Here is a 14,380-nt window from a genome sequence, read left to right as displayed (position 1 = left end):
GCACGGTGCAACTCGGTGGTGCTGTCCCGGGCTCGCCCGCCCGGTTGAGGAGAACGTCCGCATCCAGGCGGGGTGCTGTCACAAACACAGTGACCGTCCTGTCTTTCCTATTGCAGACAACATTGAGCGCTGCGGTCGAGCGGCTCATCCCAAGGCGCCCGTCGCGCATCAAGAACCTACGGAGGTGATTGCAATCATGAAGGTTGTAGTGATCGGTGGAACCGGCCTCATCGGCTCGAAGCTGGTCGGCAAGCTCAAGGAGCACGGCCACGAGGCGGTGCCTGCCGCGCCCAACACCGGCGTCAACACACTGACGGGTGAGGGCCTGGCGGCGGTACTGCAGGGTGCCGCGGTCGTGGTAGACGTGTCGAACTCCCCGTCGTTCGAGGACGACGCCGTCATGGAGTTCTTCCGCACCTCAACCACCAACCTCCTCAAGGCGGAGGCGGACGCCGGTGTGACCCACCATGTCGCGCTCTCCATCGTCGGCACCGACCGGCTCGAGGAGAGCGGCTACTTCCGCGCCAAGCTGGCGCAGGAGGAGCTCATCAAGGCATCAGGAATCCCGTACTCCATCGTCCACGCCACGCAGTTCTTCGAGTTCATGAAGGGCATCGCGGACGCGGCGACCGAGGGCGACACCGTGCGTGTCCCCGCCGCCAAGATCCAGCCCATGTACTCCGATGACGTGGCCGCCGCCGTGGGCCGAACGGCCGTCGGCACACCCGTCAACGGCGTGGTGGAGGTTGCCGGTCCCGAGGCGTTCCAGTTCGACGAATTCATCCGCCAGGGCCTCGCCGCCGAGAACGACCCTCGCACCGTCGTGGCGCAACCTCACGCCCGGTACTTCGGCTCCGAGCTCGAGGAGACCAGCCTCCTTCCCGGACCCGACGCGCACATCGCCGAGACTCGCTTCACCGACTGGCTCGCGCAGCAGCAGTAAGTCCTTGTGGGGGTGGCCCTGCGCCGTCAGGGCCACCCCCACGCTCCGGCCCGCGGGCTCACATCGCCGCATGCCGCATGCGCAGGTCAGTAGCTCCGAGCCATGCCGAGACCTCGCCCAACGCAATCCCGATGTCCCTTGCACGAAGGAAGCGGCTCACCATGCTCAAGAACCGCAAGCACAACAATGTTTCCGGTATCCGCCCGCACAGAGCACTGACGGGTGTCTACACCATCGACCCGGTCCACAGCCTGGTTGGCTTCTCTGTCCGGCACGCCATGGTCTCGAACGTGTGGGGGAGATTCGACGCCTTCGAAGGGCTTCTGAAACTCGACGGGACCCGGCCCACCCGGTCCAAGGCCTATGTGAGTGTCCAGACCGGCAGTCTGGCCACGGGCATTCAGGATCGGGACGCACACCTCACGGGACCCGACTTCTTCGACTCATTGACGTTTCCCCTGATGACCTTCCGCTCCACCTTGCTCGTCCCTGTCGGTGACGAGGATTTCCGCCTGTGGGGGCGCCTCAGGATCAAGGATGTCGAACTGCCCATCAGCATCGACCTCGCGATTGGCGGGACAGGCCGGGACTCCAACGGAAAGAGCCGGATCGGCTTCGAGGGCACAGCCACCCTGCAGCGTTCCGACTGGGGGCTCAACTGGAACACAATGCTGGAAGCAGGAGGCGTTCTCGTCAGCGACAAGGTGAAGCTGATCTTCGACATCTCGGCAGTGCAGCTGGCCCAGTCCGCCGCTGCCTGACGACGGTACGCCTGTCGGCACATCAGACCTCCGGTCATGGGCGTCTGGGGCGCCGGCCAGAATTCTTCCGGCCCTGCCGAAGTAGGACGCCTGATGACCGCAGCATCTGAGAACCGACTCGCCCTCACGGCCACCGTGGTGGCACTGGCCGCCGAAGCCGCCGAGCTCGAGACCCGTGTCATCGAGCTTCGCAAAGCGCTCGCAGAGCTCAACGAGCGGATGCGCGCCATGTCCAACGCGCTGCACCAGGCTGCCTGTTCAGCAGTCCCCTCCAGTGTCGCCGTCGACGAAGAACACTCAGGCGGAGACCGGACAGAGTGACTCGGTCCGCGTCCGGGGGCAACCGTGTGCGAGCCCTGAAGCAGCCAGTGATGGGGCTGCGTTCCGTTCGCTGTTCGGCGGCCGTACGAAGTGGTGGTCCTGCGGCCGGGCTTTGATCACCAGCCGCAGGACCCGTACATACCCCATGTATGCACGCTATGCATTGTCATGTCCGCGTCCATACCGGGGTCGGACCCGGCCCAGGATTGCCTCCGCACTCACCGCGATTTCGCTCGCCACCCTCGCCTTCACCGGCTGCTGGCCGACTCCGCCTCGCCCTCCGAGGCCCGCGCAGACGCCCTGAAGGACGCCGCAGCCTTCACTGGCGGAGAAGGGAAGCCCCGGCTCCGCCGGACGCAAGGCGGCCGGCACCGAGGTGCTCGACACGCTCGACACGCTCGACAAGGACGCGATCCGCGACGAACTGGCCCGCACTCAGGACGCCACAGCCGCCCTGATCGAGGAGCGCACCCTCGACCAGGCCGGCCGGGACGGAATCATCCTGCTGCACGACATCTACGACGGCACCGTGCCCGCCGTACCCGGCATCCGCGCTGCTCATGATGCCGGTGTGGCGTCAATGAGCCGGGGATACGGGGACACTTCATGCCCCCGTAAGATTCCCGAACACGCGAGTGCCGTGGCTGCAAACAAACAGGTGCTGTTTGTCGTGCGACGCCCCTCAGCTGAAGCTCAGTCGGTGCGAAGCGCAGTGCGCAGCGTGTGAATGGCCTGCTGGGTCGCGGCAGTGGCGGCACCCGTGGACCGGATGGGGTTGAGCATCAAAAAGTCGTGCAGAATGCCGTTGTAGCGGACGCTGACGGTGGGAACGCCGGCCTGCGTCAGCTTGCGGGCGTAAGCCTCACCCTCGTCCCGGAGCACGTCATTCTCGTCGACGATGACGAGCGCGGGCGGCAGCCCTTCCAGATCCTTCAGGTCGGCCCGCAGCGGCGACGCGGTGATCTCGGCCCTCTGGGCGGGGTCAGCGGTGTAGCAGTCCCAGAACCAGGCCATGCCCTTCGCGGTGAGGAAGGGACCGTCTGCGAACTCCCGATAGCTGTCGGTGTCCTGGGCAGCGTCCGTGACGGGGTAGTACAGCGACTGATGCACGAAGGACACATCGCCGCGCTGCTTGGCCATGATGGTCAGCGCCGCGGCCATGTTGCCGCCGACGGAATCCCCGGCAACAGCCATACGAGAGGCATCCAGGCCTTCCTGGGCACCCTTCTCCGTGATCCAACGAGCTGCTGCATACGCCTGCTCGATGGCAACCGGGTATTTGGCCTCCGGGGAACGGTCGTACTCGACGAACGCCACCGCGGCATTCGCGCCGACGGCCAGCTCGCGCACCAAGCGGTCGTGGGTACCCGCATTCCCGAGGACCCAGCCTCCGCCGTGCACGTAGAGGACGACCGGCAAAGCGTCCTCGACATCGACGGGTTTGACAATGCGTACCTGCACATCGCCAACCTCGGCGGGTACCGTGATCCACGTGTCCTGCACGTCGAGCTTCTCAACGGGCGCCGCCTGCAGGTTGTCGAGAACCTCCCGAGCGGCCTCCGGACCAAGCTCATACAGGAAAGGCGGGTTGGCCGTAGCCTCCGCAAGCTCCTGGGCTGCAGGCTCAAGAATTGGCTTGTTCATGTCTGTACTCCTGGGGTTGGCAGGCATGTGTGCTGCTTCCACCCTTATGACACGGCACCCATCGGAAGTGTGACGCCGCCGACGGACGAATTTTTCGTCACCGGCCTTTCAGGGGAGATCCAGATCATGTGGAGCACGGCAGTCGAGGTGGCCGATCCTCGTATCCCATGGGGCTGCAAGGCGAAATGTCACTAGGAGTTGTCGTCAAAGTCACGCCCACATCAGCAGGAATGCCAGGGTGACGGCTGCCTGGTAGGAGTCGGCGGTGAACGATGCCCCGCCGGCGCAGCCTGGTACGGATCGCCTTCGAGCTGTATCCCTTGTCTGCGATGCGGGTGCGGGGCACCCGTCGCTTCCATCACCGTGGTGAACTGGGTGCAGTCGTTGATGTTGCCAAGATTCAGGGACGCGCCGGCAACGTCTTTGGCAACGCTTCGTATCCGGCGAGGCAGAGCCTAAGGCGGCACTGGTCTTCGGCTTCGACGAACACCTGCTGCCCCCAGTAGGCGGTGAGGCGGTGCGCGACATCGACGAGCCGACGGCGCTCTTCCGGCGTGTACGCCGGGTAACGTACCCAGCCTTGGTCGGCGATCTTGTTTCCAAGTTCGCTGAACAACACAGCCCGGTAGCGCTGCTCTTCTTGTTCAGTCAGCGGTGTCGCAGTGCCCTCGGCAGGCCGCAAGCGGACGTTGTATAGGTCCCGGATCACTGGGCGACTCGCAATCTGCTCAAGATCCTTCGCGATAGCTCACCTGCCAACGTTTGACGACAGGGGCCCAGGCTGCAACGATCTCCGGGCCAGTTCCTCCGGCAGGACCATCCAGCCGAGCCGCACCCGGGCGCGAGTGACTCCCCCGTAGTAATCGTCTTCCAGTATCAGCCCGCCGGTGGCTGCGCATGGTCGGCCCATGTCACAAGGTCTACGTTTGTCCGGTCTAAATAGTCGAACGTGTGGAGAAAGAAAGGACGGCGTACACGAGGACTTCATCGCCGCCTGCTGCACCGCCTTCCCCAAGCACGGAGACGTGGAGAGAAGCATCCGGCCGACGAGGCCGGGTCTGCTTCAGCCCTCGTGACCTGCGACGAGGTCGATCGATGCGGCGGCCGCGTTGTGTGTGGTGTCGTGTGAGAGGGAGGATGCCGTATGGACCAGGCCGATGACGCGGTGTCGATCGTGGAGCTGCTTGATGAGCGGCGGCATCTGCTGGAGGTCGCCTACTGGATGCTGGGCAGCAGCAGTGAGGCCGAGAGTGTCCTTGATGAGACCTACCGGCGGTGGTACGAGCTGTCCGGTCCGGCGCGGGCGCGGATCACGGTGCCCCGTTCCCGGCTTGCGAGGGTGGCGGGCGCCATCTGTCTGGCCCGGCTGGCCCTGCCTGGCTGGAGGGAGGGGGCCGGCGACGCGGGGGCGGCGTATCACCAGAGGATAGAGGAGCAGATCAGTGGCGTTCTGCTGGGTGCGCTGGATTCTCAGTCCCCGGCCGAGCGGGCGGCGTTCGTGCTCAACGATGTCTTCGGGATGACGCCGGGTGCGGTCGCCGACATCGTGGGGCAGACGGAGGCGGAGCGCGCCGAGCCGGCCGACCGCGCGCGCCACAGTCTTCGAACCCGGCGCTCGGCGCCCACGACGCCGCACCAGCATGATGCGGTCGTCCGTGCCGTCCGGCAGGCCTGTGTGACGCAGGACGCGGTCCTCCTGGCGTCGTTGCTGGCGCGCGATGCCACGGCATTCTTCGACGGCGGCGGCAAGATCCGGGCCCTGGTCAAACCGATGCACGGCCATCAGCAGGTCGCCCACAGCCTGCTGACACTGCTCGCCGGGAGCCCGCGCACCACACTGCACACCCAGTCCGTCAACGGCCGGACCGGACTCGTGGTACGCCACGACCACCAAGTGGCCGCGGTCATCAGCTTCGACATCGCCGGCCACCACGTCGTGCAGGTATGGGCCACCCTCAACCCGGACAAACTCCGCTCCTGGAACCAACCCAGCGCTGCTCCCGGTCCACCAAAGACATAGCGACACCATAGACAGAGCACTCGGGCAATGAGAGCCTACGCTGCCGCCGGCGAACCTGGTGCACCCAGACCCAGTACGGGACCAGCACGGAACTCGTCATGTAACTGGCCAACCGCTTCGGTATTCCCATGGACTGGCAGCGCAACACGTCATAGGACACGGCAGCGTCCCCGGACTGGGAGTGGCAGCGCCATCAACCGGATCAACGACTGGGGCAGCACCGCGCAGGCACCGCACGAAGGTGTACACCTTCCAGTACACCGTTGAGGGCGACAGGTAGCTCCTGGTGCTGTGAACGTTGTTACCCCCCTGGAAGGGCGGTGAGCGTGGGATGACACCCTGCACACTGCGGTGTCTCCACTCCGAACGCTGGCAACAACTTGGCACGGCAAACCTGTCACAGAATGGATGTGGTCCCGGTCAATGAAGCGGACGCGAGCAGCCGTGATTTCCAGTGACCACAGCCCTTGCGGGAGCCGGGTAGCCAGCTTGGGAGCACTTGCCGGCCGGAACGCTGTGCCAGGAGCCGGTTGAAGGAACGGGCCATCAGCGGCCGCAGGATCGCGCCACACAGCACGAGGAACGGAGACATCAGGATCATGTGTCTTGAGACGCGCCCCACGCAAAGTACCCTGGACCAGGCCGTTTCTGGCTTCGTGGAGGTCCGTCCACGTCTTTTTGGCATCGCATACCGCGTGCTGGGAAGTGCAGTCGAGGCCGAAGATGTGGTTCAGGAAGTGTGGCTGCGTTGGCAGAAGACTGATCGTTCGGCAGTGGTCAGCCCCGTGGCGTATCTGTCGAGTACCACCACCCGGCTGGCCATCAATGTGGCTCAGTCTGCCCGTGTGCGCCGCGAAACCTACATCGGTCCGTGGCTGCCCGAGCCCATTGACACGAGCACCGACCCGGAGGTGGGCGCTCAGCGGGGCGAGGCTCTGGAGCTGGCTCTGCTCCTCGTGCTGGAGAAGCTGAATCCCAACGAGCGGGCCGCATACGTCCTGCGAGAGGCATTCGACTACGACTACGCCGAAATCGCTGAAATTCTTCACCTCAGTCCTGTCAACGTGCGGAAGATCGTGAGCCGGGCCCGCAAACATCTCTCGGCCGAGCAGCGGGAGACCGTGGACACGGCGGAGCACCGAAGGCTCCTCGAAGCCTTCGTCTTGGCGGCGCGAACGGGAAATGTTGCCTCGCTGGAGGCTCTCCTCACGCCAGATGCCGTCAGTCTCTCCGATGGCAACGGCATTCGAGGCACCGCTCGCATCCCGGTTCTGGGCCGCGCACGCGTGGCGAAACTGGCGACTTATGCGCGGCTCTGGAGCGAGGTAGACGTCCAGGGTATCCAGGCCAATGGACGTTCCGCCGTGATGATCCACCGGGACGGTCGGCCCACGACCTTCATGACGATAGCGGCCTCGCAAGAGGGCATTTACCAGCTGATGTGGGTGTTCAACCCGAGCAAGATCACCACGTACCTCGACTCGCGCTCTCGCTCCATGTCGGCACTCGGCGCGCCTGAGGCACAGTGCGGTACGCGTCTGCATGCTCACCAAGCGAGCGCCGCCGATACCCTGGGGTCGCACCTCAAAACGGGCATTCGTCGTTCCGCGGCCCAAGCTCGGCCAGGGCGTGGGTTGGTGAACGCCCCGGCAGGCCGCGGTAGTCAGGACCTCTGAGCGGATGCCCGCTGCGCCCGGCACCGCGATCTCACAGCCCGAGCCGGAGCGCCCGCGGCAGCGGGGCGCCGACTCTCCACCGGTTCGGCCCATCCATTTTTGTTGTGGGGATGGGTCAGGGGTGTGTGGTGGGGTTGGGTTGGTTCCAGGAGCGGAGTTTGTCCGGGTTGAGGGTGGCCCATACCTGCACGACGTGGTGGCCGGCGATGTCGAAGCTGATGACCGCGGCCACTTGGTGGTCGTGGCGTACCACGAGTCCGGTCCGGCCGTTGACGGACTGGGTGTGCAGTGTGGTGCGCGGGCTCCCGGCGAGCAGTGTCAGCAGGCTGTGGGCGACCTGCTGATGGCCGTGCATCGGTTTGACCAGGGCCCGGATCTTGCCGCCGCCGTCGAAGAATGCCGTGGCATCGCGCGCCAGCAACGACGCCAGGAGGACCGCGTCCTGCGTCACACAGGCCTGCCGGACGGCACGGACGACCGCATCATGCTGGTGCGGCGTCGTGGGCCGCGAGCGCCGGGTTCGAAGACTGTGGCGCGCGCGGTCGGCCGGCTCGGCGCGCTCCGCCTCCGTCTGCCCCACGATGTCGGCGACCGCACCCGGCGTCATCCCGAAGACATCGTTGAGCACGAACGCCGCCCGCTCGGCCGGGGACTGAGAATCCAGCGCACCCAGCAGAACGCCACTGATCTGCTCCTCTATCCTCTGGTGATACGCCGCCCCCGCGTCGCCGGCCCCCTCCCTCCAGCCAGGCAGGGCCAGCCGGGCCAGACAGATGGCGCCCGCCACCCTCGCAAGCCGGGAACGGGGCACCGTGATCCGCGCCCGCGCCGGACCGGACAGCTCGTACCACCGCCGGTAGGTCTCATCAAGGACACTCTCGGCCTCACTGCTGCTGCCCAGCATCCAGTAGGCGACCTCCAGCAGATGCCGCCGCTCATCAAGCAGCTCCACGATCGACACCGCGTCATCGGCCTGGTCCATACGGCATCCTCCCTCTCACACGACACCACACACAACGCGGCCGCCGTGGCAGTTATCCAGAAGACCGGTCCGTGCACGACGGTTGGCAGCGTTCCTCTTCGACTGTGCGGGGGGCATGTGTCGCCAAGCTCCGTCCGGCGCTCGAAGAATCCATAACCATTCCCCGCTTACAGGATCGGGATGCTGAAGCGGGTACGGCGCCAGTCCTCTCCGTGCGCTCTTGGCATCACTAAGTGCCCATGAACATGGCCGGGTTTCGGCCACGGCTTCAGCCATCAGGCCCGCTGACAACGCGGCCGGCCGCGGCAGCGGCCTTGCGGCAAACGTTGAACGATGTGACGCACCGGCAACGACCACCCCGGCGGCCAGGCCGCAGCACTGCGAAGAGCACGGACTCCTGGCAAGCCTGTAGTCATCAGCCGAGAGTGTGGAGAAGAGGGCAGCCATGTCGTCTACGTGGGCGCGGGACGGCGGCCGTGACGTGTATTCTCTAGGAGCGGTAGCCTCTTCTCGGACTCTTCTGCCTGGCCCAAGCATCCGACAACACAGGATCTCGCGCACGGTGTCCTCATTTTCTATCGGCTCGTCAGATAGACCGGACAGGCGCAGATGTTGTGACATCGCTTTCCGGGTATCGCCGGGCCGGCCACCGCGAGACCCGAGTCCGGACCGTCCCGCCCTAGAGGTCCCCGTCAGGCAGCGCTGACGAAGCCCCTCCCTACTCCTCGGCCCCGTCATACCCGCAGCTGCCGAGACGTCAGACAGCATTGTCTTCTCGACGGATGCTCGGGCGGTGACCAGGGGCGGAAGACGGCCGCACGAAAGCGCCGCGCGCTCCCCGGCGGCAAGGAACGGCCTGCAAGCCGCCGCGCCGCTGGATCCGTCCGCCGGCGGCTGCGATCGTGGCTGATGGACAGGGGAGCGCCTGACCGTCCTTGATGCCGCCTGAACAGGTGATGCCTACCTTGAGTTCTCCCCAGTGCTGCTCTTCGCCCTGGAACTGGGTCCAGCAGATCGGGCGTGCCCTGGGTTCAACCAGCACGACCGGCCACTCCCCTCCGCGGGACGTCGGTGGGCCGCGGTAGCAGTGTGCCGTCGACGTACAGGTCGACGTGCTCGTTGTAGAACGCGACCATGCCCGCGATGCGGTTGGCGTGGATCGTCGGGAAGTCGTATGCCCAGGCGATGTCCTCGTGGGTGGTGACGTCACTGTCGAAGGACCAGTAGCCGCTCGTCGTCCCTTTGTACGGGCAGCTGGTCACCGTGTCCGAATGGCGCAGCCGGGTCCAGTCGACGTGCATGCGGTCGAGGTAGTAGCGGGTCGGCAGGCCGGTCTCGAACAGCTTCACGCAATTCGGCGCGTCCGCCAGCACGACCCCGTCCAGCTCCACGCGGACGCTGCTGGAGGAGCGCAGCGCGTCCACCCGGGAGTAGGGGCTCCTCGGATGGACGAAGACCAGCTCGTCCTCCTCGAACCAGGAGTCCAGCGCCTCCCACTTGAAACGGACGGTGCCGCGCAGAGGCTCCGGGACGCCGTCGCCCCAGACCCACGCCGCACCCTCGCGGACCTCGGACCCGACCTGCAGGGAGTGGCGCCGCGCGGGCCGGCCGCCCAGCACTCCGGCGCGGTCGTCGTCGGTCAGCACACCCTCGACCATGTCCTGAACCGGGATGCTGAACTGGGGATAGGCCGGCCACTCCCACACGTACAGGGCACGCCGGGTGTCGAAGACGACGCGGCCGCCGACCACCCCGCGGATGCGGCGCGGCACGGGCTCGACGTGCCCGACCGGGACGATCAAGCTCGGGTGCAACACACTCTCGTCCGCCATCCGTGGTTACCTCGGTTCACTCGTTCCACGTGCGCCCCCTGCGCCCGGCATCCAGCGTCCGTGAGAACGGCCACCCCTGCCCGGGCCGGGGGCCCTAACCTTTTCGTCCTGAATAGTAACGAGGAGTTCGGCGAGCAGTTCGGTCTGGCCCGCGAGGACCTCGGTGAGGACGCGGCGGGCCACCCGCAGGCGCCGCTGGCGCTCTGCTTGCCGGTGGGTGGGGCCGGCTCCTCGCACGGAGCAGGCGCCGCGGAAGCTCTGTTGAAGAGGGCTTCCTTCGATCGCGCTCGGCGTACACGCGGGCGCAGCGCCCGATGCCCGGCTGTCACAGCGCCCTCAGCTGTTCGGTCAATTCGGGTGTGGCTTGGGCGGTGTCCCTACAAGCCCCGCAGCGAGGAACGGAGCGAGCATGCCAAGAGCCCGGGACCACCGATGCATCCGCGCGACAACTGCTCACGGGTTCCGCGGGCGGCCGCGCGGGCCTGGCCTTCGCATCTCTCGATCCCAGGCGTTACCCACAGCCGTCCGAAGAGTGCCGCCTTCTGTGCTGTCCGGTGCGGGTACCGGCATCCGCGGAGCGGCCCGTGCTGATGCGATGTCCCACAGCTCATTTACGGCACCGGCCGCGCGCCGTACGCAGTGGGGTACGAACAGGCCGCGCGGTTTCCCCTGCCGCCCGCACGCACCCGGTTCCGCACAACTCCCGGCTTGAGCCGAAGGAAGACGACGCATGATGCCCCGAGACCCTGACATGCACTCCGATCCTGCCGCCGCCAGTGTGTCCCTGGCAGCCGAGGCTGCCCTGCTCGAGGCTCGTCTGCGTATGCTTCACGAGGCACTCGAAACTGTCGACGCGCGCATTGAGGCGGTCTCCGACGCACTGCGCCAGCTACGCCGCTCAGCATCAGCCGCCAACGCCGCAGACCGTGAGGAGCACGGCGGATCGGCCGGAGGGGACGATGCCGTCCCCCACCCACACGACGCATCCCAGAGTGGTTGAAGCGCTCCCTGCCGTGCCGCCCTGACGGGACGGCGTCCCTGGCCACAGCGGGTGAAGGGGCCCGGTGCTGCACCACCGGTGGGGCGGTGCCAGCTCCCCCCATTCGCGTCTTATGGTCGCTCATACCCGTTGTGTTTTGGCCCGTACGGTGAGAACAGTCGACGAGATGCAGCTCCTTGTCACGAGCATCTCTTCGGAACATGTGTGGTCCGCCTGATTCATCTGTACTCCGCAGTGTGCGCTACTGCATATGATGTCCCGTGGGTACCCACCCCGGCGTCCGGGCCGAGCGGCACCGCAGGTGAGCCGGCAGGGACGGCACAAGAAGGGTTGAGGAGGAGAGGAACACATGGTCTCTGTAACCCGCGCGGTGCATAACATTGAGATCACCGCTGAAAGTCTCCAGGAAGACCTGGCCCGCCTGGAGGTCCAGAAGCAGGCGCTGGAGAGGGAACTGGCCGCAGTCGTAGCGCATCTCGGTTCCGTCCAGCGGGCCCTTAGTGCCCTCGAGGTCCTGATGCACGACGCAGCCGGCGCGGCCCCGGCGGGCGCTCCCCGCGCTGCGGCTACAGGGCCGGACCAGGCATCGGCGCCCGCGGAACCGCAGACGGACATGTCCTCCTCCACGTCCGCAGACGTCGCGCCGAAGACCGAACCACAGATTCAGCAGCCCGCGCGCCGGCAGGACGCCAAGGGGTTTGTTGACTCCGGAGCCTCCACGGAAGCTGACAGGCAGAGGCAGTACGGCAAGCTCACCGAGCAGATCCTGGGGTACTTCGCCACGGCCGGCAATGTGGATGTACGGGCCCGCGATGTAGCCGCGGCTCTCGGCCGCGACACCGACAGTGGGAGCATCAACGCCGTCCGGAGCACGCTCGATCGCCTGGTCGGCACTTCCCGAATCCGCCGTACCGGCCGGGGCCTCTACCGCGCCAAGCGCTCCTAGCTTTCCGCGGAGTTGGTAGGGCCCTACCAGCGGGAAAGCGCAAGCGGAGCTTCCCGCTGGCTGAATACACATGCGCTGCACAGTGATCTGGTGGGCACACCTTGCGTGCGAGCAATTTGGTGACACGCCTTGCACGTGCCGACGGGCCGAGCCGGCGGTGGGCCCATTGGGGCGGCCGGCGAACTGGCCGACCATACGCCCGGGTGGTCCGCGCAGCAGACCGCCACGGTTCGCTGCTCCTCGAGCCGGTCAAGCGCGGTTCCCCCGGCTCGTCCCGGGGAAAGTCGAAGCCGCGTGCGAAGATGGCTCCGGGCGCCACTGACGGGGGATGCCATGGCGCCCGGAACACTCCACCTGCTCGGCTCTAAGGAGCAGGCGTCAACGCGTTCCGGACACCTTTCACGGGAGATCGTGTCGCACGGCGTCTGAAACGCTGTGATCAGCCTATCAAAGCTTTCTCCGCCTCGCACATACCCACAGCGGTCGGTGAACATGGTGTTCAGCAACAGTGTTTCTTCCTTCCGCTGACCGCAGGCGCTGCCCACGGCCGTTGGCTCCCCGGTGGTGCCACTGGCAGAGAGCCCTGGCCGACGGCGCCGCGCTCTACACTGATCACAGCATGAATACAGAATTCGATCCTCATTCCGGCGGCGGCGACAGCGTGGCTGCCATGCTGGAGCAATGGGGGCATCAGTGGCCCAAGCTGGATGTCTCGTCGAGTGCCGTGATCGGGCGCCTGCTTCGTGCGGCACGGCTGATCGAGGAGCTGGTCGAGGACCAGCTGCGGCGCCGGGAGGGCAGGGCTATCGCCAACGTGGGGGACTTCGACCTGCTGCAGGCACTGCGCCGGACAGGGCCGCCCTATGTGCTGACGCCCGGACAGCTCAAGCAGGCCCTGATCGTCTCCTCGGCCGGACTCAGTGGGCGCCTCAACCGGCTGGAGCGTGAAGGCTGGATCAACCGCACAATGTCGCCCGACGATCGGCGCGTTTCACTGGTCAGCCTGACGGAGCAGGGGCGGGAAGACTTCGACCGTCGCATCGAGGGCCACCTCGCCTTGGAGCAGAAACTGCTGTCCGTGCTGGAGCCCGAAGAACGGGCCACCGTTGCCTGCGCTTTGCGTAAGTTGCTGTCCAGCCTGGAAACGGCGCCGTGAGCTGACCCAGGGCAGACGCGGCAGCCGACTCCGCTGTATACCTTCCTGCTGCGCCCATCTGCCTGCCGGCGTGAGGGTAGCCCGGCATGCCGCGCCGGTAGGGCGCTGCCGCGATTCTGTCTGCTTGGTCAGCGGACGGTACCGAGAATCACCCCACTGGACAGGCCGAGCACCACCATGTTGATGACAAGCGTCGCGAAGTACGCACCCCGACGCAGCTGTGCATAGCGCTTGGCATGGTGTTCCTCCACCGCTGTGAAGTGGTCGGTGATGTGCTCGGTCAACTTCCGGCAAACCTGGATCTGCTCTTCTACGTACCACCACTCGATTTCGGCTTTCTGCGCCTCGCTCAGCCCGGTCACTCGCGCGGCGAACTCGGTCGCACGGCGGTGAGCGGAACGGCGGTGGGCTTCCCAGTACAGGAATCCTTCAAGGTCGGTCAAGCCGCGCGCGGCCTCGTAACTGGCGTCCACAAGGTTCTCCAGGTAGGGAAATAATGGGCTGTGTCATCGTGCACGCCTGGTTGAACTGCTCGTTCGGCGTGATCTGCCGGGGCCGGCTCGGCGCGCATGAGCAGCGCCATCACGCCACCGATACCGAAAGAACGTGCTCGGCATCGCTCGACACGGCATCCCAATCGGCTTGTGTCCGTTGCCGTCTGGGGCGCCGTCAGCGGCCGACGCATGCGGCGTAAGGAGACCACACCGGCGGAGGAGATCGCTGACGCCGAATGAACAGGTGCGGTCACCAGAAACCTCCGCGGCATGAGAAAACAGGCCCCTCGGGCGCAGAAGCAACCCGACAGAACACACGTTGTGACTTTGCCAAGGACGCCCGCGCATGAACGATGCATGACGGTACCGCGCAGGCACTCCCCCCTCCGGAGTACCGGATCAACACCAAAACTCAGCATATCTCGCTCGCGAGAGAAGCAGAGAGTGGGGGTGGGACACCTTGCACATTTTCGAAACACACTGTTGCACTACTATGCCTGCGGTAACCGCCCAGACCGGGAACTAGGGCCCCTTCGACGCCCGCCCAGCCGCACGCGACACAACGTGCTTCAGCTCAACTTCCCGTGCGCGTACGGAAGTCGGAC

General features: G+C 66.1%; 11 protein-coding genes and 2 pseudogenes. 8 read left to right on the top strand and 5 right to left on the bottom strand.

What is annotated here, in order from left to right; genetic code table 11:
• Nucleotides 1-196: 196 nt before the first annotated feature.
• The 4 genes and pseudogenes from C4B68_RS38255 to C4B68_RS38240 all read left to right on the top strand — a co-directional run.
• A complete protein-coding gene (locus C4B68_RS38255; protein ID WP_099506303.1) occupies nt 197-943 on the top strand; it encodes an SDR family oxidoreductase in 747 nt (248 codons plus the stop codon).
• Between the two features lie 161 nt (nt 944-1,104).
• On the top strand, nt 1,105-1,704 hold the full coding sequence (locus C4B68_RS38250; protein ID WP_099506304.1) for a YceI family protein: 600 nt from the start codon (nt 1,105-1,107) through the stop codon (nt 1,702-1,704).
• A gap of 93 nt (nt 1,705-1,797) precedes the next feature.
• Nucleotides 1,798-2,025 carry a hypothetical protein gene (locus tag C4B68_RS38245; RefSeq protein WP_099506305.1) on the top strand — a complete coding sequence of 76 codons (228 nt, stop codon included), beginning with the start codon at nt 1,798-1,800 and terminating at the stop codon, nt 2,023-2,025.
• Nucleotides 2,026-2,473: 448 nt separating this feature from the next.
• Nucleotides 2,474-2,575, top strand: a pseudogene (locus tag C4B68_RS38240) (polysaccharide deacetylase family protein); the annotation flags it as partial.
• Between the two features lie 143 nt (nt 2,576-2,718).
• On the opposite strand, the gene C4B68_RS38235 reads toward C4B68_RS38240, so the two are convergent.
• Both C4B68_RS38235 and C4B68_RS38230 read right to left on the bottom strand, forming a co-directional pair.
• A complete protein-coding gene (locus tag C4B68_RS38235) occupies nt 2,719-3,669 on the bottom strand; it encodes an alpha/beta hydrolase (protein WP_099506306.1) in 951 nt (316 codons plus the stop codon).
• A 400-nt stretch (nt 3,670-4,069) separates the two neighbouring features.
• The gene (locus C4B68_RS38230; RefSeq protein ID WP_240634611.1) at nt 4,070-4,351 is read right to left on the bottom strand and encodes a hypothetical protein; all 282 of its coding nucleotides are present in this window, start codon (nt 4,349-4,351) and stop codon (nt 4,070-4,072) included.
• Nucleotides 4,352-4,813: 462 nt separating this feature from the next.
• Between C4B68_RS38230 and C4B68_RS38225 the strand changes: the two genes are divergently transcribed.
• Nucleotides 4,814-5,689: a sigma-70 family RNA polymerase sigma factor family protein gene (locus C4B68_RS38225; protein ID WP_104880045.1), complete on the top strand. Its 876-nt coding sequence runs from the start codon at nt 4,814-4,816 to the stop codon at nt 5,687-5,689.
• A gap of 599 nt (nt 5,690-6,288) precedes the next feature.
• Nucleotides 6,289-7,191: pseudogene (locus tag C4B68_RS38220) on the top strand (RNA polymerase sigma-70 factor); the annotation flags it as partial.
• Nucleotides 7,192-7,480: 289 nt separating this feature from the next.
• Here the strand turns inward: C4B68_RS38220 and C4B68_RS38215 are convergent.
• On the bottom strand, nt 7,481-8,347 hold the full coding sequence (locus C4B68_RS38215) for a sigma-70 family RNA polymerase sigma factor family protein (protein WP_104880044.1): 867 nt from the start codon (nt 8,345-8,347) through the stop codon (nt 7,481-7,483).
• Between the two features lie 1,031 nt (nt 8,348-9,378).
• Entirely contained in the window at nt 9,379-10,179 is an 801-nt protein-coding gene (locus C4B68_RS38210) for a DUF427 domain-containing protein (RefSeq protein WP_099506470.1), read from the bottom strand.
• A 1,349-nt stretch (nt 10,180-11,528) separates the two neighbouring features.
• Here C4B68_RS38210 and C4B68_RS38205 point away from each other — a divergent pair.
• A complete protein-coding gene (locus C4B68_RS38205) occupies nt 11,529-12,125 on the top strand; it encodes a hypothetical protein (RefSeq protein ID WP_099506469.1) in 597 nt (198 codons plus the stop codon).
• Between the two features lie 619 nt (nt 12,126-12,744).
• Nucleotides 12,745-13,281: a MarR family winged helix-turn-helix transcriptional regulator gene (locus C4B68_RS38200; RefSeq protein ID WP_099506468.1), complete on the top strand. Its 537-nt coding sequence runs from the start codon at nt 12,745-12,747 to the stop codon at nt 13,279-13,281.
• A 128-nt stretch (nt 13,282-13,409) separates the two neighbouring features.
• Here C4B68_RS38200 and C4B68_RS38195 read toward each other — a convergent pair whose 3' ends face one another.
• Nucleotides 13,410-13,754, bottom strand: coding sequence for a hypothetical protein (locus C4B68_RS38195; protein WP_099506467.1), 345 nt, complete (start codon nt 13,752-13,754; stop codon nt 13,410-13,412).
• Nucleotides 13,755-14,380 lie beyond the last annotated feature (626 nt).

The sequence above is a fragment of the Streptomyces dengpaensis genome, from assembly GCF_002946835.1.
Classification (GTDB): Bacteria; Actinomycetota; Actinomycetes; order Streptomycetales; family Streptomycetaceae; genus Streptomyces; species Streptomyces dengpaensis.
The sequence above is the reverse complement of the archived record's forward strand: the minus strand, read 5'-3'. Positions and strand labels throughout refer to the sequence as shown.